Source organism: Tritonibacter mobilis, assembly GCF_001681715.1.
Lineage (GTDB): Bacteria > Pseudomonadota > Alphaproteobacteria > Rhodobacterales > Rhodobacteraceae > Epibacterium > Epibacterium mobile.
In genome coordinates, this window is record NZ_LNWY01000018.1 from 136,081 (window position 1) to 155,778 (window position 19,698).

Here is a 19,698-nt window from a genome sequence, read left to right on the forward strand (position 1 = left end):
CGACCCGCGCCGCGCGCCCTTCGGGCGCGCGGCGCTTGGCCCAACGGGAAGCGTGGTTTTTTATAAACCTCGCTGACGGGCGGGAGGTCACCCGCCTGCCAGTGAAGCCGACCGGTTGAGGGACCGAGTTACTTCACCACAATTTCGCGCGGCACATCGACCAGAGCCTCGCCGCCGTTCGGGGTCACCACAAAGGTCTCGGTGATCGCCATGCCCCAGTCCGGGGTCCACAGACCCGGCATCAGGTGGAACGTCATGTTCTCTTCGAGCTTGGTGGTATCGCCTGGACGCAGCGACATCGTGCGCTCGCCCCAATCCGGTGGGTAGCTGAGGCCAACCGGATAGCCGGTGCGGTTGCCCTTGATGTAGCCCGCGCGGCCAAAGCTCTCATAGACGCAGGCGGCGACCTCTTCGCAGGTGACACCGGGCTTGGCGACGGCGAATGTGTCTTCGATCGCCTGCAGGATTGCCTTTTCCCCGCGGCGGATGTCCTCGGGCGGGCTGCCGAGGAACAGCGTGCGGCTGATCGGGCAATGATAGCGGCGCACGCAGCCCGAGATCTCGAAATAGGTTGCCTCGCCGGGGGCCAGGGGGCGGTCATTCCAGGTGATATGCGAGGCTGAGGCCTCAATGCCCGAGGGCGCGATGGGTGAGATTGCCGGATAATCCCCGGCCAGAAGCGGCAGACCCTCGATACCTGCGGCCTGCACCCGTGCCACCAGCGCGTTTTTGGGAATGCCTTCATTGAATTCCGCGCGCAGTACCCCGTGCATATGCGCCGAGAGCTTGCCTGCTGCCTGCATCAACTGCAGTTCCTGTTCGCTTTTGACCGCGCGTTGCCAGTTCACAAGGCCCGTGGCATCCGCAAAGGCATCGCGGCCAAAGGCGGTTTCCAGAATCTCATGGCTGCGGGCGGAGTAATAGTAGTTGTCCATCTCCACGCCGATGGCTTCGGTCCAGCCATATTCGCGCAGCAGATCCACCAGCGAGTCAAACGGGTGGTGATCGGGATGTTGGACGTGTTCTTCGGGCCAGTCAAAGAGATGATCGGCCTCCAACCAGGTGGTCAATGCGGCGCCGGGCTTGTCCTGAGTGCGGCCCCACCACATCGGCATGCCGTTTTCATGCAGAATCACTGCCTGCGGGACATAAAAGCTCCAGCCGTCGTAGCCGGTGAGCCATGCCATGTTGGAAGGATCGCAGATCACCAGTGTTTTAAGGCCCTGTGCTGCCATGGCGCGGCGGGTCTTTTCCAATCTGCGGGCGTATTCGGTGGTGGTAAAATCGTTGGCGGGCATTAGAACTCGATTTCTTTCATAACCTGTGGCTCGATGACGTTGACGCCGGGAAGCCCGTCAATCAAGTCCTGTGCGCTCTGTTCCAGCAATGGAAAGGTGCGATAGTGGCAGGGAATGACCGTTTTGAAGGCAAAATAGCGCCTTGCGGCATAGGCGGCGGCCTTCATATCCATGGTGAAATGGCCACCAGCCGATAGGATGCCGATGTCGGGTTTGTAGTAGTCTCCCATCCAGTCCATATCGGCCATAATGTCCGTATCCCCCGAGACATAGATCATCTGTCCCTCGGCTTGGATCATATAGCCCACTTCGCTGCCAGCGGTGCGCAGCCCGTCGCGGGTGGAAAACGTGTTGGAATGGGAGGCGGGCACCATCGACACGCGGGTCTCGCCCACATCGACCGTGCCCCCTTTGTTAAAGCCCAGGGTTTCCACGCCTTCGGTTTCACCCCAATAGCCCATCAGATCATATTGGCCGATGATCGGGATCGAGAGGTGTTTGGCAAGGCCAAGCACGTCTGCCACGTGATCAAAATGCGCGTGGGTCAACAGGATATGCGTGGCCCCCTTGGTGGCGGCATCATGCTGGCTGTCGTCCAGCATCGGGTTGCCGGTAAGCCAAGGGTCGATGAGGAGGGTGGTCTCGCCCGTTTCCAGACGAAAGCCGCCGTGACCTAGCCAGATCAGTTTCATGCGCCGTTCTCCGCGTTGTCCAAGAAGTATGTGGAATGTCTTTTACGTGACCCTATCAGGGGTTTGGGAAAAATCCATGGCTGTGATGAAGTCATGAAAGACGATAGAGCAGGGGCAGCGCTCCCGCCCGCTCTCATGCCCCTTTGGGGCCTTGCGATCCGTTGGGCCGAGCGCGCGCGGACAGCTTTGCTGTCCGCGCGCGGGTCGCATCGGGCAAAGCCCGATGCGAAACACCTCAGTTGGCGGTGGGATTTGGATATGCGGGCGGAGAATTCCCAAGGCAGGCTTGCGGCGCGCAGGCACGAGCGGTAAACGCGTGGACAAGACGAGATGAGGGTTATTGATGTCGATTGACCAAAGCACAGCCGCGAAAGTGGCCAAACTGGCCCGGATCAAGGTCGAAGAGGACGCTCTGCCTGCGCTGGCAGAGGAGTTCAACACGATCCTCGGGTTCATCGAGCAACTGAATGAAGTGGATGTCGAGGGCGTCGAACCGATGACCTCCGTCACCCCGCAGCGCCTCAAGCGCCGCGAAGATGTGGTCACCGACGGCAACCAGCAGGACAAGGTGCTGGCCAATGCCCCCGATGCCCGCGAAGGCTTCTTTGCTGTGCCCAAGGTTGTGGAGTAAGACATGTCTGACCTGAATAAACTGGGCCTTGCAGAGGCCCGCGATCTGCTGCGTAAGGGTGACACCACCTCTGTGGAACTCACCGAAGCCTGCCTCAAGGCCATCGACGGGGCAGATGCGCTCAATGCGTTTGTGCATAAAACCCCCGAGATCGCGCTGGAGCGTGCCAAGGCGGCGGATGCGCGCATCAAAGAAGGCGACGCACCCGCCATGTGTGGTCTGCCCATCGGAATCAAGGATCTGTTCTGCACCAAAGGTGTCGACAGTCAGGCGGCGTCGAACATCCTCAAGGGGTTCAAGCCCGAATATGAATCCACCGTCTCGCAGAAATTGCAGGACGCAGGCGCGGTGATGCTCGGCAAGCTGAACATGGACGAATTTGCTATGGGCTCGTCGAACGAGACCTCCGCCTATGGCAATGCCATCAGCCCATGGCGGCGCGGCGCGGAAGAGACCCCGCTGACCCCCGGTGGGTCTTCGGGCGGCTCGGCGGCGGCTGTGGCGGCAGACCTGTGCCTTGCGGCAACCGGCACTGATACGGGTGGATCGATCCGCCAGCCTGCGGCCTTTACTGGCACCGTCGGCATCAAACCCACCTACGGGCGCTGCTCGCGCTGGGGCATCGTGGCCTTTGCTTCATCGCTGGATCAGGCCGGGCCGATGACCAAGAACGTGCGCGACGCGGCCATCATGCTTGAGGCCATGTGTGGCTATGACGCCAAGGATTCGACTTCCGCAGACCTCGCGGTCCCCAACTTCGAGGCGATGCTGACCGGCGACATCAAGGGCAAGAAAATCGGCATCCCGCGCGAATATCGCATGGACGGCATGCCCGCCGAGATTGCCAAGCTCTGGGACGAGGGCGCAGCGATGCTCAAGGCTGCGGGCGCCGAGATCGTAGACATCTCGCTGCCGCACACAAAATACGCGCTGCCTGCCTATTACGTGATCGCCCCGGCTGAGGCCTCTTCGAACCTCGCGCGCTATGATGGCGTGCGCTACGGCCACCGCGCGACGCTGGCGCAGGGTGACGGCATCACCGAGATGTACGAGAAAACCCGCGCCGAAGGGTTTGGCCACGAGGTGCAGCGCCGCGTGATGGTCGGTACCTATGTGCTGTCGGCGGGGTTCTACGACGCTTATTACAACCGCGCGCGCAAGGTTCGCACCTTGATCAAAAAGGACTTCGAGGATGCTTTTGCCGCCGGTGTGGACGCGATCCTGACCCCGGCGACGCCCTCTGCGGCCTTTGGCCTTGGCGAGATGAATGACGAAGATCCGGTCAAGATGTACCTGAACGATGTCTTCACCGTCACCGTGAACCTTGCAGGCCTGCCCGGTATTTCGGTGCCAACCGGTGTCGACACTCAAGGTCTGCCGCTGGGACTGCAGCTGATCGGGCGGCCGTGGGAAGAAGGGGATCTTCTGAATACCGCCTATGCGCTGGAGCAATCCGCCGGATTTGTAGCCAAGCCTGCGCAGTGGTGGTAAAACACATCGCTAAGAAGAGTGAAAAGCTAGACTGAGCAGACAGGTGACGCAGATGCGAGTTTCGGGATTTTTGATCGCGGTCAGCGCGATGGCACTGGTGGCCTGCAGCCCGCAGGTCCCCGACAGCGCGGCAGGGGTAGGGGACGCAACAAGTCCCTTTAACGCTCCGCCCGAGGTCGAAGCAGGCCGCACCCTGAACGGCGCACCTCTGGTGCCCGCATCTCGCCTGTCGACTGAAACGTCTGGAACAAACGCCAACTGGCAGCAGCCCCGCCCCTCCGCCGGGGCTGCCGCAACTGCAAATGACGACATCGCCAGAGAGGCCGCAGCAGCGATTTCAGCCGCTGGTCAGAACTCAGGTCAGGCCCCGCTGGAAGCCAGCCCCTCGAACCCGGCACCCGCACTGGTCGGTAACCCCAACCTGTCGGACGAGAATAATTTCGAGGCCGTCGCCGCCCGTCAAACCATCGAGAGTGACGCTGAGCGCATCGCACGCCAGCGCGCGCAATATCAGGTGGTCACCCCCACGGCTGTACCAGACCGCCCGCAGGATCTGGCGCCCAATATCGTGCGCTACGCGCTGTCGACCTCCAATCCCCGCGGTCAGCGGATCTATAGCCGCACCGGGATCAACCTGCAGGCCCGTTCGCAGCGCCACTGCGCGGAATATGCCTCTGCCGATCTCGCGCAGACCGCATTTCTTGAGATGGGTGGGCCAAAACGGGACCGCAAGGCGCTGGACCCGGATGGGGATGGCTACGCCTGTGGCTGGGATCCGGCCCCGTTTCGCGCCGCTGTGCGCGCGCAGGGCGACTAAGCCGAACACATGTCTGATGTCTCCCCGATCTGGCATCCGAGTCCCAATTACGGGCCACGGCGTGAGGGCCTGCGCCCCCATCTGATCGTGCTGCATTACACCGCAATGCAGAGCGCAGATGCCGCACTCACACGGCTATGTGATCCCGCATATGAGGTCTCGGCTCATTATCTGATCGGCGGCGATGGCAGACTTTGGCAAATGGTCGAAGAGGACCAACGCGCCTGGCACGCAGGCGCAGGCGAATGGGCGGGGCAGCAGGACATCAATTCACGCTCTATCGGGATTGAGTTGGACAATCGCGGCGATCATCCGTTCTCCGAGCCGCAAATGCACAGGCTGGAAACCCTTCTGCCACACATCATGACCCGCTGGAACATTGCGCCCGAGGGTGTGATTGGCCATTCAGACCTTGCGCCCGGGCGCAAATGGGATCCGGGGCCGCGCTTCGACTGGCAGCGGCTGGAGACCCTTGGATATGCGCGGCCTGCCAGCCGGTCACATGCCGCAACCGCCGCTACACCGCAGAGCTTTCGCGACGCCGCCAAGGCTTGCGGCTTTACGGCCAAAGCAGATGACGCCACGCTCCTCGAAACAGTGCGCCTGCGCTACCGTCCATGGGGGCAGGGACCGCTCTGTGACGCAGACCTTACTCCCCTCATGGACTGACCTTTATCTTCTAACGTCAAATATCCTGGGGGGAATGCGCATCCGCGCAGAGGGGCAACGCCCCTCTCAGCCGCTCCACCTTGACGCAGCGCCGATGCAGGCGTAGGCAGACCGCGCGCAGAGAGCCGGATGGCCGCGTTGGGGCATCAAGCCCCCGCGAGGAAAGTCCGGACTCCCTGAAACAACGGTGCCGGGTAACGCCCGGGCAGGGCAACCTGACGGAAAGCGCCACAGAAATGAGACCGCCTCGCCGCTCTGGAGGTTCGCCAAAGGATGCGACGGGGTAAGGATGAAACGGTGGGGTAAGAGCCCACCGCACCGCTGGCAACAGGGGTGGCACGGCAAGCCCCACCGGGAGCAATGCCAAATAGGGCCTCCGCGCGGGCCGGGTCGGGCAACCGAGACCGCCGCTAGGGATGTTTCACCCGAGAGAGGCCGGGTTGGCAGCTAGAGGCGTCCGGCAACGGGCGTCCCAGAAGAATGGTCATCAAACCTTGCCTTTCGGGGCAGGGGGAACAAGATCCGGCTTATAGGCTCTCTGCGCAAAATACGCAGCCCTTCGAGGCGCGACAGCATCGTAATCCGCCCCTAAAGCGCGATTTTAGTAAGAGCTGCAATTTAGCCGGGCGAATCCTATTGACACTCGCCACCACAAAGGTAAAAGCGCACGCTCATATAGGAATTAGACCCGAGAGGCCCCCTGCCTTTTCGGACGCAGGAGAAGCACAATGGCGAAGCCGACGACCATCAAAATCCGCCTGAACTCGACCGCGGGCACGGGCCACTTCTACGTGACCAAGAAAAACGCGCGCACCATGACCGAGAAAATGACCGTTCGTAAATACGACCCGGTCGCGCGCAAGCACGTCGAGTACAAAGAAGGCAAAATCAAGTAAGCCTTTCGGGGTCCATTGGATCTCAGTCTAAAAAAGGTCGCGCATCGGGCGCGGCCTTTTTTGTTGTGCAGCACAGATCATATGCGCAGCGCAGGGTTTGCCCGCAGGGATCGGTGTCGCGCTTATCTAAAATGCAGAATCTGTGCCGGGCCTTGGCCGTGGGATCTGCACATTCCTGCCCTATTTCGCGGTCAGACCTCTAGGCGTGGTGTGAAAGTTAGAGAGTGGAGAGGGTGATCTTATGAAAAGCCTGATTGGATTGTCTGCGCTGATGTTGTTGTTGCCTGCAGCCGTGGCACTGACCGAACAGCAAGAAACCGTCGCAGTGCTGAAAGCCCCGACAGTTGTTGATGTCAAAGCGCTCTGATCTGTGCAGACGGGCTGCCTCGCGCATCGATTGATTTAACGGAAGTTAACACCCCTGACGAGCGCCGTTGAAGGGAACCATGCCAAGGTTCAACCGGATTGAAGCAGGCCCACCATTGATGCACCGGGGCGCGAAATGCGCCTCCGGCAGGGCGAGCCATCAGGACTTGGTTTCGCGGTCCTTGCGCCACTCTGCCATGGTGAGAACCGGCTCCAGCCCAAAATGACGCATCAATGCGGCTGAGGCCGCGTTGAAGGGCGCGTAGGTCACGCCGATCACATCGGCCCCTTTCTCAAGTGCGTCCTGTTTCATTCGCGTCATAAGCGCCTTGCCCACCCCGATCTGGCGCAGTGCGGGGGTGACGGCTATGTGGTGCACCGTTGCGCGGCGCTCTGCCGGGCGTACGGGCAGGGCGGGGCGATCCTCCATCCCATAGATCAGATACCCCATAACGGCGTCCTGAGGGCTGATGGCGGCGAGGGCGCAAATCTCTGGTTTCTCCAGCCACTCTTGCAACCATGCACAAAGATCAGCGTCCGCGGGGTCAGGTGTGTGGCGTTCAGGCTGGTGCTCGACGTGGAGCGCGTGCAAGTCCTGCAGCAGTGGCACCAAGAGCGTGGCCCGCTCTGGGCCAATGGGTTCAATCTTCATCGGTCAATCCTTGGGTCGTGTCGAAATCAAATCAGGGGTCTGAAAATGAAAAGGGGCGGATCAATCTGATCCGCCCCGGCTGTCTGTAAGTTGGGAAGTTGCGGTTATTCGCGGTTCCCGAGCAGCTGGAGCAGCATCATGAACATGTTGATGAAGTCCAGATAGAGGCTCAGCGCGCCCATGACGGCAGCCTTGCCAAGCCATTCCTGATCGCCAGCATGTGCCATCTGCAGGTAGTCGTTCTTGATGCGCTGGGTGTCATAAGCGGTGAGGCCCGCAAAGATCAGAACACCGATCACGGAGATTGCAAACGCCATCGCGGAGGACGCGAGGAAGATGTTCACAACCGACGCCACGATCAGGCCGATCAGACCCATGATCAGGAACGAACCCATGCCGGAGAGGTCTTTCTTGGTGGTGTAACCCACCAGCGACAGACCCGCAAAGGCGATGGAGGTCACCAGGAACACCTGCGCGATGCTTTCACCGGTGAAGGTCACGAAGATCGAAGAGATCGACAGACCCATCAGTGCGGCAAAAGCGTAGAAGACAACCTGAACGCCAGCGGCGGACAGACGGTTCACGGCAGCGCCAAAGCCAAAGAAGACAAAGGCCAGCGGGGCGAACATGATCACCCATTTCAGCGGCGACGCATAGATCGCGTAGCCGAAGTTGGTCAGATAGCTGTCAGAGCTCAGCTGCGCGACGGCATTGGCCGGGTCAGAGGTAACCGACAGGCCTGCAATCGCCCAAGCGGCGAGGAAGGTAATAAGTGTGCCCACGGACATGGTGCCGTAGACTTTGTTCATGTGGGCGCGAAGCCCGGCGTCGATCTCGGCGCTGCGCGCGCCGGCAGCAGATCGAATGCTGTCAAACTGTGCCATGTGTCATGGTCTCCGTCTAGATTCTCCCTCAGAGCACACCCGCGACGCGGATCTGCCTGTTGCCTCAAATATTGGCTTTTGCGCCCGCAGGTTCAAGAGGTTCGGGCCTGCAATCGAGGTAAAATGAACGGCAGTTTGGCAAGTTTTTTACCGGAACCGGATCCGCTTAGCGGGGTGAGCCGGTTCCGGCCGTTTTTTGGCTCTATTCTTGGTCTGCACTGAGCGCACCTCAGCTCAACCAGTATTGCGGTGCATCCCATGCTTTGCGGCGTGCCTCGGCGTCCGCAGCCTCGCGGGTCAGGCCGACGTCTTTCAGCTGCTCATCGCTGAGTTCGGCCAAATGCATACGCTGGCGGCGCAGCGCGAACATCTTAGCGATGTATAAATAGAGCGAGGGGCGCCGCAGATAGACGGGGCGGCTGTGTTCAATGCAATTCGCCATGATGGCCTCCTGAGATTGTTTTGTGATGGATGCGCTTGATTGCATCACTGATATTGATGTATACCGAAGGCACATACATTCTCAAAACGAATGATTTTGAAGTGATCCATCAAAAGGTGTGATGATGAGAAATTTGGACATAACCACGCTGCGTTCTTTTGTGGCGGTTGCCGACACTGGCGGCGTCACGCGTGCGGCGTCTTTTCTGCATCTGACCCAGTCGGCTGTGTCCATGCAGCTCAAACGTCTCGAAGAGATGCTGGGGGTCGAACTTCTGGATCGTTCCGGGCGTAATATCGGTCTGACAGCCGCAGGCGAGCAGCTCTTGGGCTTTGCGCGCAAGATGCTGAGCCTCAATGACGAGATCATCACCCGCCTGACCGATCAGGCCTTTGAGGGGGAGGTAACGCTGGGGGTACCCCATGATGTGGTGCATCCGGTGATCCCGATGGTGATGCAGCGCTTTAATGTGCAGTTCCCGCGCGTGAAGGTGAACCTATGTACCTCGAACACGCGCGATCTGAAGATGGACTTCGATCAGGGACGGTTTGACCTCATTGTGACCACCGAAACAGCCGCCGGCGCGGGCGGAGAGGCCATCCACCAGATGCCGCTCCAATGGATTGGCGCGCTGGGTGGGCAGACGTGGCGCCAGCGCCCGCTTCGGATCGGGTTCTGCCGCAATTGTATCTTCCGTGGGTTGGCAACGGCTGCGCTCGATGATGCGGGTATCCCGTGGGAAATGGCGGTGGACAGCGAGTCTGACCGCACCGTGGAGGCCACCGTCAGCGCAGATCTGGCCGTTGGTGTGCTGCTTGAGGGCACCCAGCCTGCGCATCAGCAGGTGATCGACCACGGTGGCAGCCTGCCACGATTGCCGGTCCAGCACATCAACCTCTACGGCGCAGAGCGGGCACGGGCGCAATATGTCGACCACCTCGCAGGCCTGATCCGTCAGGGGTTTGCCGGGCTTTCGCAACCTGGATTGCGCGCCGTGGGAACCGAAATGGTCAGCGCCGGAGCCCAGCTTGGGGTTGCATGATGACCTTGCCGGTGGCGGCGCGGCTGCGGATGAGTTCCAAGCCTTGCGCCGTCTCACACAGGGGCAGCCGGTGACTGATATGCGGCGTGATCCGCCCTTCGGCCAGCCACTGCATTAGTCGCTCAAAGGTCTGTCGCCCCAGCTCGGGGCGCAGTTTCACCAGCCCACCGAGGTAAAAGCCAAACACTGTCAGGTTCTTGACCAGCAGGTGATTGGCCGGAATTTGCGGCACCTCACCGCCTGCGAATCCGATAGGCAGCAGCCGACCGCCGGGATTGGTGGCGCGAAAGGCAGCCTGCCAGATGTCACCGCCCACCGCGTCATAGACCACATCCGCGCCGCCCAGATCCTTGACCCGTTGGCGCAGATCCTCGGTGGCGTCGATCAGATGGTCCGCTCCCGCCGCTTGCGCCACCCTGAGCTTTTCTGGACCGCGCGCCTGCGCGATCACCTCTGCCCCCAAGAGTTTCCCGATCTCAACCGCCGTGAGCCCCACGCCCCCGGCAGCACCGGTCACCAGCAGGCGCTCTCCGGGTTGCACCTTGGCCAGATGCTCCAAGGCAAGCAGGCTGGTGCCATAGGCGATCAAGGACGCAGCCGCAGCGTCATAACTAACATTTTCGGGAATATGCACTGCGCGGCTGGCGTCAAATACGCCCATTTCCGCCAATCCATCTTGGCCGCTAAATACCGCGACGCGGTCGCCGATTTCAAATTCCGAAATTTGCGCACCTATTGCGGTGACCCGTCCCGCGCATTCCAATCCCGGTGTAAAGGGAAGGGGAGGCGTATCCTGATAATTCCCCTTGATCATTAATAGGTCGGCAAAGTTCAGGGCGCAGGCATGGATTTCAACAGCGATCTGATCCGGGCCCAGAGGTGGAATTGGCGTTTCAATCAGATTTCCACTCTGCCCATGGTTTACTATACGAAAGGATAGCATTTTGGTTTCCCTCGTTATTTTCCGACTTGAGTGATTCGAATCAAAGATGAATGTTTTGACACCGATTTCACGCCTCGCCATTTATGGTGAGTGGCAGCAAACCGTATTTGTACCGTCTTTCGCGATAATTTTTGATGCATAAAATCATATATTTGCCTGCCGAGGCTCGTAGAGCGCGTGTTGGAAAACTTGTATTCAACCACGAAGAGCGTACACTTTCCACATAACTGAACTTCTGACCCTAACCAAAAGATCCCGATGTCGGCTTGTGCGCCATCGGTATGCGGGTCCGGAACAGTGGTTTGCGGCGTAGAACTTCGCGCCGCACACCAGTTTTCTGGAGGCCGTAGCTGGGAGATACTACAAATGGCACATCCCGTCGACATTCACGTTGGCAAACGCATTCGGCACCGTCGCTGGCTTATTGGCATGACCCAGCAGCAATTGGCAGAAAAGGTTGGGATTAAATTCCAACAGATCCAGAAGTACGAAACCGGCGCAAACCGCGTCAGTGCTTCCCGGCTTTGGGATATTTCTGACGCGCTGGATGTAAATATCAGCTTCTTCTTTGAAGGGCTGCAGGATGAAACTGCGAAAGTGGTTCCCGAAAAAGCCCGCGTTCCTGCGGATCTTATGGGCGACAAGGAAGCGCTGGATCTGGTGCGGTCTTACTACGCTATCCCGGAAAACCAGCGTCGCCGACTGTTCGAACTTGCGCGCGTCCTCAGCGACGTCGCCTGAGACAACAGCTGACTACGAAGGATCTAGGCCGCATTGCGCGGCCTTTTTCATGCGCAGGCCGCGCGCCCGGTTGCGTGCCCCCGTGCTTTGGACTTGAAATACTCACGTCTGTCATGGCACGCGATTGAGGCTTGCCAATTCAATGACTGGGGCCTCGTGTCATGACCTATTCCGCCAATCTCTCCGATCTGGAAGTCGCGCGCCGTTTGGCGGATGCGGCCCGAGAAGCGATCTTGCCGCATTTTCGTAACACGGCCACCACCGCAGACAATAAATTGGATGCGGGTTTTGATCCGGTGACAGTTGCGGATCGCGCCGCCGAAGAGGCCATGCGCGCCGTGCTGGCGGAGTTGCGCCCCGAAGACAGTATTCTGGGCGAAGAATTTGCGCCCACGACAGGCGATAGCGGGCGGACATGGGTGCTTGACCCGATCGATGGCACGCGCGGTTTCATCAGTGGTACACCCACTTGGGGGGTGCTGATTGCGCTGTCGGATGCAAACGGTCCGATGCTGGGCGTCATTGACCAGCCCTATATCGGTGAGCGGTTCGAGGGCTGCCGGGGGCATGCTCAGGTGATCGGCCCCTATGGCACGCGCCCGTTGCAAACCCGAAAGACCAATGCGCTTGAGGATGCCATCCTGTTCACCACCTTCCCGGAGGTTGGCACCACCGAGGATCGCGCCGGGTTTGAACGTGTCGCGCGCCACGTCAAACTGACCCGCTTTGGCATGGATTGCTACGCCTATGCGCTATTGGCGGCAGGAACTGTGGATCTGGTGATCGAGGCTGGATTAAACGCCTATGATATCCAGGCCCCCATCGCGGTGATCGAGGCCGCAGGCGGCATTGTCACCAATTGGGAGGGCGGCCCGGCCCATGATGGCGGTCGCGCACTTGCTGCTGCAAACCCGGAAATTCACGCAGCGGCACTGGCATTGTTGCAGCGCGCGTGATGGATCACGGGCAAGCGCATGTTTTCAGGGCAATTGCAGAAGCTGTTTAACGGATTGCCTGACTTGCTCTTTTGGCGGCGGCTGGGATAGCAATAGATCTGCGCCGAGTCCTTTGCCCGTATTCCGTCGGCGTCTCTTCACCTCCACCTTATGAAACGGGCAGATTTTGGAGCGTGAAGTCGTGACTGATTTTCTTTTGAAAAATGCCGAAACCCTGCTGACCATGGATGATGACCGGCGGGTGTTGAAATCCGCCGACATCCGGGTGCGGGACGGTGTGATTGTTGAGATCGGGCAGGGCCTGCAAGGGGCAGAGGCGACCGTGGATGCCAGCGGCACCGTGGTGACGCCGGGGCTCGTCAACACCCATCACCACCTCTATCAAAACCTCACCCGCGCTGTGCCGGGTGGGCAGGATGCGCTGCTGTTTGGGTGGTTGCAGACCCTTTATCCGATCTGGTCGCGCATGGGGCCGCAGCATTTGCAGGTCTCGACCCAGCTTGGTCTGGCAGAACTGGCGTTGTCGGGGTGTAGCCTGACCTCGGATCATCTCTATCTCTTTCCCAACGGTGGACGGCTGGACGACACCATTCATGCCGCCGCCGAGGTGGGGCTGCGGTTTCATCCCACCCGAGGCGCGATGAGCATCGGTGAAAGCGACGGCGGCCTGCCGCCCGATGCTCTGGTGGAGCGCGAAGCCGACATCCTTGAGGATATGATCCGGGTGGTGGATGCGTTTCACGATCCCAGCGAAGGCTCCATGTGCCGGGTGGGGCTGGCACCCTGTTCGCCATTCTCGGTCAGCCGGGAGCTGATGCGCGACGCGGCGGTGCTGGCGCGCGACAAGGGCGTGATGCTGCACACCCATCTGGCGGAAAATGACGAGGACATCGCCTATAGCGAGGCGCAATTTGGCTGCCGCCCCGGTCAATACGCCGAGGAACTGGGCTGGACTGGCGATGATGTCTGGCACGCGCATTGCGTGAAACTGGACGTGGAAGAGATTGATCTCTTTGCCAAAACACGCACGGGCGTGGCCCATTGTCCGTGTTCCAACTGTCGCCTTGGCAGCGGTATCGCGCCAGTGCGCCAAATGCGGGATGCGGGCGTCAAAGTGGGGCTGGGGGTGGACGGATCTGCCAGCAACGATATTGCCAACCTCTGGGACGAGGCGCGACAGGCGATGTTGCTGCAGCGGGTCGCCAACGGCGCGGATGCCATGTCCGCTTATGAGGCGCTGGAGATTGCCACCCGGGGCGGTGCGGATGTGTTGGGTCGGCGGGACTGCGGGCGTATTGCGGTCGGCAAACGCGCGGATCTGGCGGTCTGGGATGTCTCGGGCCTTGCGTCGAGCGGAAGCTGGGATCCGGCGGCATTGGTTCTGGCGGGGCCGCGACAGGTGCGCGACCTCTTTGTCGAGGGGCGGCAGGTGGTGGCTTGGGGCCGCATGACCACGCTGGACCTCTCGGCGGTGATCCGTCGACATGGTGAGATGACGCAAGCTCTGGCCAACGGGGCCTGAGCGTTTGGTTTGAAGGTTGGAGGATGCGAGGCTCTGCCTCGCGCTCCGGGATATTTTGAGTTAGAAGAGCTTGGGGTGGCGCCGTGGCGCCGCCCTTTGTTATTTCATTGGGGTTTCAGCGGGGCCTTCAGTGGGCCTTGCGGCCATTGATGCGGACCTCTGCGATGGCGCGATCATCGCCCATCATCAGCGTCGGGAACAGCGCTTCCCAGAGATCAGTCGCGCGATTGGCGCGCTGGGCAATGGCGGGGGTTGAGGCAAGATCGAGCACCACGAGATCAGCCTCCATGCCCACTGCGAGATTACCGACCTTGTCCTGAAGTCCGAGCGCCGTGGCAGAGCCCTGGGTCGCTAGCCACAGCAGTTGCGCCGCATGCAAAGGCGTGCCGCGCAGTTGAGCGACCTCATAGGCGGCGGCCATGGTGCGCAGCATTGAAAAGCTCGACCCGCCGCCGGTGTCGGTCGCGAGGCCAATGCGCTGACCCTCACGGATCAGCCCCTGCATGTCAAAAAGGCCGGAGCCGATGAAGGTGTTGGAGGTGGGGCAATGAATGAGGCTTGCGCGGGTTTCGCGCAGCCGGTCGCGTTCGCGCGGTTCCAGATGAATGGCGTGGCCAAAGATGGCGCCCTCGCGCAGAAGGCCAAAACGCTCGTAAGTGTCGAGATAGTCGCGCGCCTCGGGATAAAGGCTGCGCACCCATTCAATCTCGTCGAGTTGCTCGCTCAGATGGGTTTGCATCAGACAGGTGGGATGCGCGGCCCAAAGTGCGCCGAGTGCGTCGAGCTGTTCTGGCGTTGAGGTGGGCGAAAACCGTGGCGTGATCGCATAAGTAATCCGGTCGACACCATGCCAGCGCTGGATCAGCGCGGCGCTGTCGTCATGGGCGCTCTGGGGCGTATCCCGCAGGCCCTCGGGGGCGTTGCGGTCCATGCAGGTTTTGCCAGCGACCACGCGTTGCCCGCGCGCCTGCGCCGCCTGAAACAGCGCCTCGACGCTTTCGGGATGGATGGTGCAGTAGCTCGCCACCGTCGTGGTGCCGCAGGCAGTGGTCAGATCCAGATAGCGCGCCGCGATCTCTGCCGCATACCCCGCATCGCCGAACCGCATTTCCTCGGGGAAGGTGTAGGTATTGAGCCAGTCGATCAGCCGCTTGCCCCAGCTGGCGATGATCGCGGTCTGCGGATAATGCACATGCGCGTCGACAAACCCCGGTAGGATCAGCTTGTTGCCGTGATCAACGATCTCCGCCTCTGGCAGCGCCTTGGTGAGCGCAGCACGGCTGCCAAGCGCCACGATCTTGCCGCCGCGCAGGGCAATGGCCTCGTGCTGTTCCACGGCGGCTTCCGGGCCGGCCGCATCAAAAGGGGATGCCGAAAAAGACAGCACCCGGCCCAGAAGAATGAGATCTTGTTTCATTGCGGTGTCACATCTGTTGTCAAATCAGTTGCACAGAGGATAGGGCTCTGCGCGGTGAGGGTAAATTGCTGATGGGCCGTTGTTTTTGCCCGCATGCATCCTTTAGACAGGTAACTCAGGTAAACCGGAGGGCTGCGAATGACCACAGGCGAGAACACCCCCGAGACAGAACCCACGGGCGAAGACGCTTACGAGCTGGATCGTAAGCGGGTCGCGCAGATCCTCTTTGCGCTGGATCGCGACGACCGCGAGGCGCTTGTTGAGCTGATGGAGCCGCTGCACCCGGCTGACATCGCTGACCTTTTGGAACAGATCAACGCGTTTGATCGGGGCCGATTGATCCGGCTCTATGACAAGGAGTTCGACGGCGACATCCTGTCGGAACTGGATGAATCCATCCGTGAGGAAGTCATTTCCGCCCTGACCCCGCAGGTTCTGGCGGATGCGGTGCGCGATCTGGACAGTGACGATGTGGTCGACCTTCTGGAGGATCTGGAAGAGCCACAACAAGAAGCGATTCTTGACGCACTCGAAGACAGTGACCGGGTCGCTATCGAGCAGTCGCTCTCTTATCCGGAAAACTCCGCAGGCCGTCTGATGCAGCGCGAGGTGGTGACCGCGCCCGAACACTGGACCGTGGGGCAGGCCATCGACCATATGCGCGAGGCAGAAGAGCTGCCCGAGCAATTCTATCACGTGGTCATCGTCGACCCCCGTATGCATCCTGTCGGGCAGGTGACCCTGGGGCGACTGATGAGTTCGCGCCGCACCAAGCCCCTGATCGAGATCATCGAGGAGACCTTTCAGGTCATCCCGGCGGCGCAGGACGAAGAAGACGTGGCCTATGCCTTCAACCAGTATCACCTGATCTCTGCGCCGGTGGTGGATGAGGACGGACGGCTGGTCGGTGCCATTACCATCGACGATGCGATGGCGGTGCTGGACGAGGAACACGAAGAAGACATCCTGCGACTGGCCGGTGTCGGCGAGGGGAGCCTCTCGGACCGGGTTTCCGAGACCACCAAACAGCGCTTTCCCTGGCTTGCGGTCAATCTGGTCACCGCGATCTTTGCCTCATTGGTGATCGCGCAGTTTGAGGCAACGATTGCGCAGTTTGTGGCGCTGGCGGTGCTCATGCCCATCGTGGCTTCCATGGGCGGCAATGCCGGGACGCAATCTCTGACGGTGGCCGTGCGCGCGCTGGCGACCCGCGACCTGACGGGATCAAACGTCTGGCGGGTGATCCGGCGCGAGGTGCTGGTGGGGCTGATCAATGGCGCCATCTTTGCAGTGGTGATGGGCATCATCGGGGTGGTCTGGTTCGGCACGCCGATGCTTGGGGTGGTGATCGCTGCCGCAATGGTGATCAACCTTGTCGTCGCGGGGCTCGCGGGAACGGTGATCCCGGTTATTCTTGACCGTATCGGTGTCGACCCGGCGCTGGCCTCGGGCGCATTTGTGACCACGGTGACGGATGTTGTGGGCTTTTTTGCCTTCCTTGGCCTTGCGGGTGCGGTACTGCTGTAACAGGTCGGCAGGAGCAGGACATGAGCGAGACGGATCACAATGCGGCCGATTTGGCGGCGATCAAGGCTGCGGCGCGCAAGGCGGCTTTTGTGCGTCGCAAGGGCGCGTTTGAGGCGCAACGCCCCGGCGCGGCGGGCCATCTGGCCGAGGTGCTTGCGGGCTATCGCGGCGTGCCGCTGGCGGGATATATGGCGATCCGCACCGAGATCGACCCGGTGGCCGTCATGGCCGAGGCCGCGGCCCATGGTCCCGTGGGCGTGCCGGTCATTCAGGGCGCAGGCCTGCCGCTGGAGTTCAGCCGCTGGCAACCAGAAGGCGCGCTGCGCGATGGCCCCTTTGGCGCCAAAGTCCCGGAATTGGACGATTATTTCGACCCCGAAATTCTGATCGTGCCGCTGGTGGCCTTTGACGCGGCGGGCAATCGGCTGGGTTATGGCGGCGGTTTTTACGACCGCACGCTGGAACGTTTGCGCGCGCGCCGCGCCACCCTCGCAATCGGCTTTGCCTTTGACGCGCAAGAGGCCGAAGGCCTGCCACTGGAGCCCACCGACCAGCCGCTCGACATGATCGTGACCGAGAGCCGGGTGCTGGATTACAAACGCGGATAGTTTCGGGGCGGCATGGCGCGCCGTGGCGCGCGCCCGGCGTTGCCTCTGCTGGGCTGTCGTCGTTCTGGCGACTTAGAACCCCAGCTTTTCCAGACGCCATGCCAATTTGCGGTGGATCACCGGTGGCAGCAGGTCTTGCAGCAGCTCTCGGCGGGCCACCTGACGGTCACGCTGGTCTTTTGAACCGGGGCGCGGTTTGAACAGCGTGGTATGGCTCTTGCGGGTGCTGTCCCATGTGGCGGTGTAGTAATAAAGCGCAATCGACATGCGCGGCTCGCCATCGGGGTGATTCACCGGCTCGGGGTTGCCATGCCAGCTCTCGGAGGAGGTGGAGAACATGCACATCCGGTTAAAGAGCGGCACGTAACTGGCCAGTTTCCCAGACATATTCTCATCCCAGACCTCAAAGGAGCCGCCATATTCCTCGCGCCAATCCTTGTTGAGATAAATCAGCAGATTGACCCGGCGTTCCAGATTGAGGCCCGCATGATGGTTGAAATCCGCGTGGATATCCAGATGGCCGCCATTGGCCACCACATGAATGCCGCCGCCTGCAAAATAAGGGTCCGGGATCAGCCCTTTGATACCGGTGAGTTCCTCGATAAAGGCAATCACCGGGCGCGAGTTCAGTGCATAGAACAACTGTCGCGTATACATTGGCAGGCGCTCGGGCACATAAGAGGTCTTCAGCCGTTCTTGCGGGCGGTCATAGCTGTTGGCAGCTTCTGGCAGCTGTTTCAGCTCCTCGCGCACACGCTCCAAAATTTCCGGGTTCAGGAAGTTGTCGTAACCGCCATAATTGAACGGTGCGCGGGCTTGATACTCCGCTGCCAGCGGCTCTGCGGCGGCACGGGCATCGCGCGAAGCCATCAAGAGGGTGTCAGGATCAAGGTTCAATACCGGTGTGGACATGTTTTGGACTCGTCTGAAAAAATTACAGCGGCGCTGGGATTGGCTGCGCTTGGATATAAGGGTCAGACTTGTCGGCCTGCGGCCAGTACGCAACTCTTTTATTAAAAAGCCGCACATCTTCGGTTGGTCCATAAGGATAGGAGGGAGAAATTCTGCGCAAAGGGCGGGATTGTTGGCCAGCGCAAAACAGTGACGCCTGTACGGTCTGCGCGCAGGCGCGACAGTGCGGGCAGAAAACCGCAGGCTTTGCCCTTGTGGCGCGCCGCCACTGCGCCTATTCCGGGGGCATGCGAATTCTGTTTCTTGGCGATGTGATGGGCCGCGCGGGACGTGCGGCGGTGAGCGAAACCCTGCCGCGTCTGCGCGAGGAGTGGCGGCTCGATTTTGTTGTGGTGAATGGCGAGAATGCCTCCAACGGGATGGGGCTGTCGGGTGAACATGCCAAGATCCTGTTTGAGGCAGGCGCGGATTGCGTGACACTTGGCGATCATGCCTTCGATCAAAAGGACATGCTCCAGTACATCGAGCAGGACAGCCGCATCGTGCGGCCGCTGAACTTTGCCAAGGGCGCACCGGGGCGGGGGCATCGGCTGTTCACCGCACGCGGCGGTCAGAAGGTTCTGGTGCTGCAAGCGCTGGGGCAGGTGTTTATGAAACGCGCCTTTGATGATCCTTTTGGGGCGGTCGAGGGCGTGCTGAAATCGCATCCACGCGGTGGTCTGGCGCAGGCGATCATTGTCGATATGCATTGCGAGGCCACCTCCGAGAAGATGGCGATGGGGCATTTTTGCAATGGTAAGGCGTCGCTTGTGGTTGGGACACATACCCATGTGCCGACGGGCGATGCGCAGATCCTTGAGGGCGGCACCGCCTATCTGACCGATGCGGGTATGTGCGGCGACTATAATTCCGTGATTGGCATGGATAAGGCGGAACCGATGCGCCGTTTCCTCACTGGCATGCCCAAAGGGCGCTTTACGCCCGCCAGCGGTGCCGCAACGCTTTCGGGCGTTTATGTGGAAACCGACGATCGTACCGGTGCCGCCAAACGCATCGAGATGGTGCGTCAGGGTGGCCTCTTGCAGCAGGCCGCGCCTTAATCCCGGGCGCGCTACGCAAAACCGGTGGTCCTCCCGCCCGTCGTCATGCTTTTTGACAAAAGCCTTCCTCCCGTTGGGCCGGGCCGCGCACG

At 60.7% G+C, this 19,698-nt stretch carries 21 protein-coding genes and 1 other RNA gene; 14 read left to right on the plus strand and 8 right to left on the minus strand.

All coding sequences use genetic code 11. The annotated features are described in order from the left end of the window. Positions 1 to 128: 128 nt before the first annotated feature. Positions 129 to 1,298 carry a M24 family metallopeptidase gene (locus UB90_RS17845; protein WP_005635925.1) on the minus strand — a complete coding sequence of 390 codons (1,170 nt, stop codon included), beginning with the start codon at positions 1,296 to 1,298 and terminating at the stop codon, positions 129 to 131. Beyond that, positions 1,298 to 1,990 carry a metal-dependent hydrolase gene (locus UB90_RS17850; RefSeq protein ID WP_009176956.1) on the minus strand — a complete coding sequence of 231 codons (693 nt, stop codon included), beginning with the start codon at positions 1,988 to 1,990 and terminating at the stop codon, positions 1,298 to 1,300. The genes UB90_RS17845 and UB90_RS17850 overlap by 1 nt, the downstream gene beginning before the upstream one ends. A gap of 343 nt (positions 1,991 to 2,333) precedes the next feature. Here UB90_RS17850 and gatC point away from each other — a divergent pair, with 343 nt between their 5' ends. The 7 genes from gatC to UB90_RS23280 all read left to right on the plus strand — a co-directional run bounded on the left by gatC (position 2,334) and on the right by UB90_RS23280 (position 6,861). After that, positions 2,334 to 2,621: an Asp-tRNA(Asn)/Glu-tRNA(Gln) amidotransferase subunit GatC gene (gene gatC / locus UB90_RS17860; RefSeq protein ID WP_005679979.1), complete on the plus strand. Its 288-nt coding sequence runs from the start codon at positions 2,334 to 2,336 to the stop codon at positions 2,619 to 2,621. 3 nt (positions 2,622 to 2,624) lie between these two features. Continuing rightward, positions 2,625 to 4,112, plus strand: a complete 1,488-nt coding sequence (gene gatA, locus UB90_RS17865) for an Asp-tRNA(Asn)/Glu-tRNA(Gln) amidotransferase subunit GatA (RefSeq protein ID WP_065325747.1) — start codon at positions 2,625 to 2,627, stop codon at positions 4,110 to 4,112. Positions 4,113 to 4,164: 52 nt separating this feature from the next. Beyond that, positions 4,165 to 4,929 carry a hypothetical protein gene (locus UB90_RS17870; RefSeq protein WP_009176990.1) on the plus strand — a complete coding sequence of 255 codons (765 nt, stop codon included), beginning with the start codon at positions 4,165 to 4,167 and terminating at the stop codon, positions 4,927 to 4,929. Between the two features lie 9 nt (positions 4,930 to 4,938). Continuing rightward, entirely contained in the window at positions 4,939 to 5,598 is a 660-nt protein-coding gene (locus UB90_RS17875; RefSeq protein ID WP_065325748.1) for an N-acetylmuramoyl-L-alanine amidase, read from the plus strand. A gap of 117 nt (positions 5,599 to 5,715) precedes the next feature. Beyond that, positions 5,716 to 6,144: RNase P RNA component class A (gene rnpB, locus UB90_RS17880), an RNA gene on the plus strand. 182 nt (positions 6,145 to 6,326) lie between these two features. After that, positions 6,327 to 6,494, plus strand: a complete 168-nt coding sequence (rpmG, locus tag UB90_RS17885; RefSeq protein ID WP_005630270.1) for a 50S ribosomal protein L33 — start codon at positions 6,327 to 6,329, stop codon at positions 6,492 to 6,494. Between the two features lie 241 nt (positions 6,495 to 6,735). Beyond that, positions 6,736 to 6,861 (plus strand): hypothetical protein, encoded by a 126-nt coding sequence (locus tag UB90_RS23280; RefSeq protein ID WP_009176384.1) that lies wholly within the window; start codon positions 6,736 to 6,738, stop codon positions 6,859 to 6,861. A 159-nt stretch (positions 6,862 to 7,020) separates the two neighbouring features. On the opposite strand, the gene UB90_RS17890 is transcribed toward UB90_RS23280, so the two are convergent. From UB90_RS17890 to UB90_RS17900, 3 genes are all read right to left on the minus strand, one after another. Next, complete coding sequence (locus UB90_RS17890; protein WP_065325749.1) at positions 7,021 to 7,512, minus strand: GNAT family N-acetyltransferase; 492 nt, start codon at positions 7,510 to 7,512, stop codon at positions 7,021 to 7,023. Between the two features lie 104 nt (positions 7,513 to 7,616). Then, positions 7,617 to 8,396 carry a Bax inhibitor-1/YccA family protein gene (locus UB90_RS17895; RefSeq protein WP_005630255.1) on the minus strand — a complete coding sequence of 260 codons (780 nt, stop codon included), beginning with the start codon at positions 8,394 to 8,396 and terminating at the stop codon, positions 7,617 to 7,619. A gap of 229 nt (positions 8,397 to 8,625) precedes the next feature. Beyond that, on the minus strand, positions 8,626 to 8,838 hold the full coding sequence (locus UB90_RS17900; protein ID WP_065325750.1) for a DUF1127 domain-containing protein: 213 nt from the start codon (positions 8,836 to 8,838) through the stop codon (positions 8,626 to 8,628). Positions 8,839 to 8,962: 124 nt separating this feature from the next. Between UB90_RS17900 and UB90_RS17905 the strand changes: the two genes are divergently transcribed. Then, positions 8,963 to 9,880 (plus strand): LysR family transcriptional regulator, encoded by a 918-nt coding sequence (locus tag UB90_RS17905; protein WP_009177084.1) that lies wholly within the window; start codon positions 8,963 to 8,965, stop codon positions 9,878 to 9,880. Here the strand turns inward: UB90_RS17905 and UB90_RS17910 are convergent. Continuing rightward, positions 9,849 to 10,823 (minus strand): NADPH:quinone oxidoreductase family protein, encoded by a 975-nt coding sequence (locus tag UB90_RS17910; RefSeq protein WP_065325751.1) that lies wholly within the window; start codon positions 10,821 to 10,823, stop codon positions 9,849 to 9,851. The two genes, UB90_RS17905 and UB90_RS17910, sit on opposite strands and share 32 nt — an antisense overlap. Positions 10,824 to 11,189: 366 nt before the next feature. On the opposite strand from UB90_RS17910, the gene UB90_RS17915 reads away from it, so the two are divergent. From UB90_RS17915 to UB90_RS17925, 3 genes are all read left to right on the plus strand, one after another. Beyond that, positions 11,190 to 11,564, plus strand: coding sequence for a helix-turn-helix domain-containing protein (locus UB90_RS17915; RefSeq protein WP_005638576.1), 375 nt, complete (start codon positions 11,190 to 11,192; stop codon positions 11,562 to 11,564). 161 nt (positions 11,565 to 11,725) lie between these two features. Continuing rightward, positions 11,726 to 12,520 (plus strand): histidinol-phosphatase, encoded by a 795-nt coding sequence (hisN, locus tag UB90_RS17920; protein WP_065325752.1) that lies wholly within the window; start codon positions 11,726 to 11,728, stop codon positions 12,518 to 12,520. Between the two features lie 181 nt (positions 12,521 to 12,701). Further along, a complete protein-coding gene (locus UB90_RS17925; protein ID WP_065325769.1) occupies positions 12,702 to 14,042 on the plus strand; it encodes an 8-oxoguanine deaminase in 1,341 nt (446 codons plus the stop codon). Between the two features lie 127 nt (positions 14,043 to 14,169). Here UB90_RS17925 and guaD read toward each other — a convergent pair whose 3' ends face one another. Next, positions 14,170 to 15,459, minus strand: coding sequence for a guanine deaminase (gene guaD / locus UB90_RS17930; protein ID WP_065325753.1), 1,290 nt, complete (start codon positions 15,457 to 15,459; stop codon positions 14,170 to 14,172). Between the two features lie 138 nt (positions 15,460 to 15,597). On the opposite strand from guaD, the gene mgtE reads away from it, so the two are divergent. Both mgtE and UB90_RS17940 read left to right on the plus strand, forming a co-directional pair. After that, the gene (gene mgtE / locus UB90_RS17935; RefSeq protein ID WP_046002801.1) at positions 15,598 to 16,986 is read left to right on the plus strand and encodes a magnesium transporter; all 1,389 of its coding nucleotides are present in this window, start codon (positions 15,598 to 15,600) and stop codon (positions 16,984 to 16,986) included. A 20-nt stretch (positions 16,987 to 17,006) separates the two neighbouring features. Continuing rightward, entirely contained in the window at positions 17,007 to 17,594 is a 588-nt protein-coding gene (locus tag UB90_RS17940) for a 5-formyltetrahydrofolate cyclo-ligase (RefSeq protein WP_065325754.1), read from the plus strand. Positions 17,595 to 17,666: 72 nt separating this feature from the next. Here UB90_RS17940 and UB90_RS17945 read toward each other — a convergent pair whose 3' ends face one another. After that, positions 17,667 to 18,506 (minus strand): 2OG-Fe(II) oxygenase, encoded by an 840-nt coding sequence (locus tag UB90_RS17945; RefSeq protein ID WP_065322618.1) that lies wholly within the window; start codon positions 18,504 to 18,506, stop codon positions 17,667 to 17,669. Positions 18,507 to 18,793: 287 nt separating this feature from the next. On the opposite strand from UB90_RS17945, the gene UB90_RS17950 reads away from it, so the two are divergent. Further along, a complete protein-coding gene (locus tag UB90_RS17950) occupies positions 18,794 to 19,606 on the plus strand; it encodes a TIGR00282 family metallophosphoesterase (RefSeq protein WP_039982753.1) in 813 nt (270 codons plus the stop codon). The last annotated feature ends 92 nt before the right edge of the window (positions 19,607 to 19,698 follow it).

Excerpts from the sequence above, each read along its gene's own strand:
- UB90_RS17945 (WP_065322618.1), bottom strand. The coding sequence starts at position 18,506 with ATGTCCACACCGGTATTGAACCTTGATCCTGACACCCTCTTGATGGCT.
- UB90_RS17895 (WP_005630255.1), bottom strand. The coding sequence starts at position 8,396 with ATGGCACAGTTTGACAGCATTCGATCTGCTGCCGGCGCGCGCAGCGCC.
- guaD (WP_065325753.1), bottom strand. The coding sequence starts at position 15,459 with ATGAAACAAGATCTCATTCTTCTGGGCCGGGTGCTGTCTTTTTCGGCA.
- gatA (WP_065325747.1), top strand. The coding sequence starts at position 2,625 with ATGTCTGACCTGAATAAACTGGGCCTTGCAGAGGCCCGCGATCTGCTG.
- UB90_RS17890 (WP_065325749.1), bottom strand. The coding sequence starts at position 7,512 with ATGAAGATTGAACCCATTGGCCCAGAGCGGGCCACGCTCTTGGTGCCA.
- UB90_RS17950 (WP_039982753.1), top strand. The coding sequence starts at position 18,794 with ATGCGAATTCTGTTTCTTGGCGATGTGATGGGCCGCGCGGGACGTGCG.
- UB90_RS23280 (WP_009176384.1), top strand. The coding sequence starts at position 6,736 with ATGAAAAGCCTGATTGGATTGTCTGCGCTGATGTTGTTGTTGCCTGCA.
- UB90_RS17870 (WP_009176990.1), top strand. The coding sequence starts at position 4,165 with ATGCGAGTTTCGGGATTTTTGATCGCGGTCAGCGCGATGGCACTGGTG.
- mgtE (WP_046002801.1), top strand. The coding sequence starts at position 15,598 with ATGACCACAGGCGAGAACACCCCCGAGACAGAACCCACGGGCGAAGAC.
- gatC (WP_005679979.1), top strand. The coding sequence starts at position 2,334 with ATGTCGATTGACCAAAGCACAGCCGCGAAAGTGGCCAAACTGGCCCGG.
- hisN (WP_065325752.1), top strand. The coding sequence starts at position 11,726 with ATGACCTATTCCGCCAATCTCTCCGATCTGGAAGTCGCGCGCCGTTTG.
- UB90_RS17910 (WP_065325751.1), bottom strand. The coding sequence starts at position 10,823 with ATGCTATCCTTTCGTATAGTAAACCATGGGCAGAGTGGAAATCTGATT.
- UB90_RS17845 (WP_005635925.1), bottom strand. The coding sequence starts at position 1,298 with ATGCCCGCCAACGATTTTACCACCACCGAATACGCCCGCAGATTGGAA.
- UB90_RS17940 (WP_065325754.1), top strand. The coding sequence starts at position 17,007 with ATGAGCGAGACGGATCACAATGCGGCCGATTTGGCGGCGATCAAGGCT.
- UB90_RS17915 (WP_005638576.1), top strand. The coding sequence starts at position 11,190 with ATGGCACATCCCGTCGACATTCACGTTGGCAAACGCATTCGGCACCGT.
- UB90_RS17850 (WP_009176956.1), bottom strand. The coding sequence starts at position 1,990 with ATGAAACTGATCTGGCTAGGTCACGGCGGCTTTCGTCTGGAAACGGGC.
- UB90_RS17905 (WP_009177084.1), top strand. The coding sequence starts at position 8,963 with ATGAGAAATTTGGACATAACCACGCTGCGTTCTTTTGTGGCGGTTGCC.
- rpmG (WP_005630270.1), top strand. The coding sequence starts at position 6,327 with ATGGCGAAGCCGACGACCATCAAAATCCGCCTGAACTCGACCGCGGGC.
- UB90_RS17900 (WP_065325750.1), bottom strand. The coding sequence starts at position 8,838 with ATGGCGAATTGCATTGAACACAGCCGCCCCGTCTATCTGCGGCGCCCC.
- UB90_RS17875 (WP_065325748.1), top strand. The coding sequence starts at position 4,939 with ATGTCTGATGTCTCCCCGATCTGGCATCCGAGTCCCAATTACGGGCCA.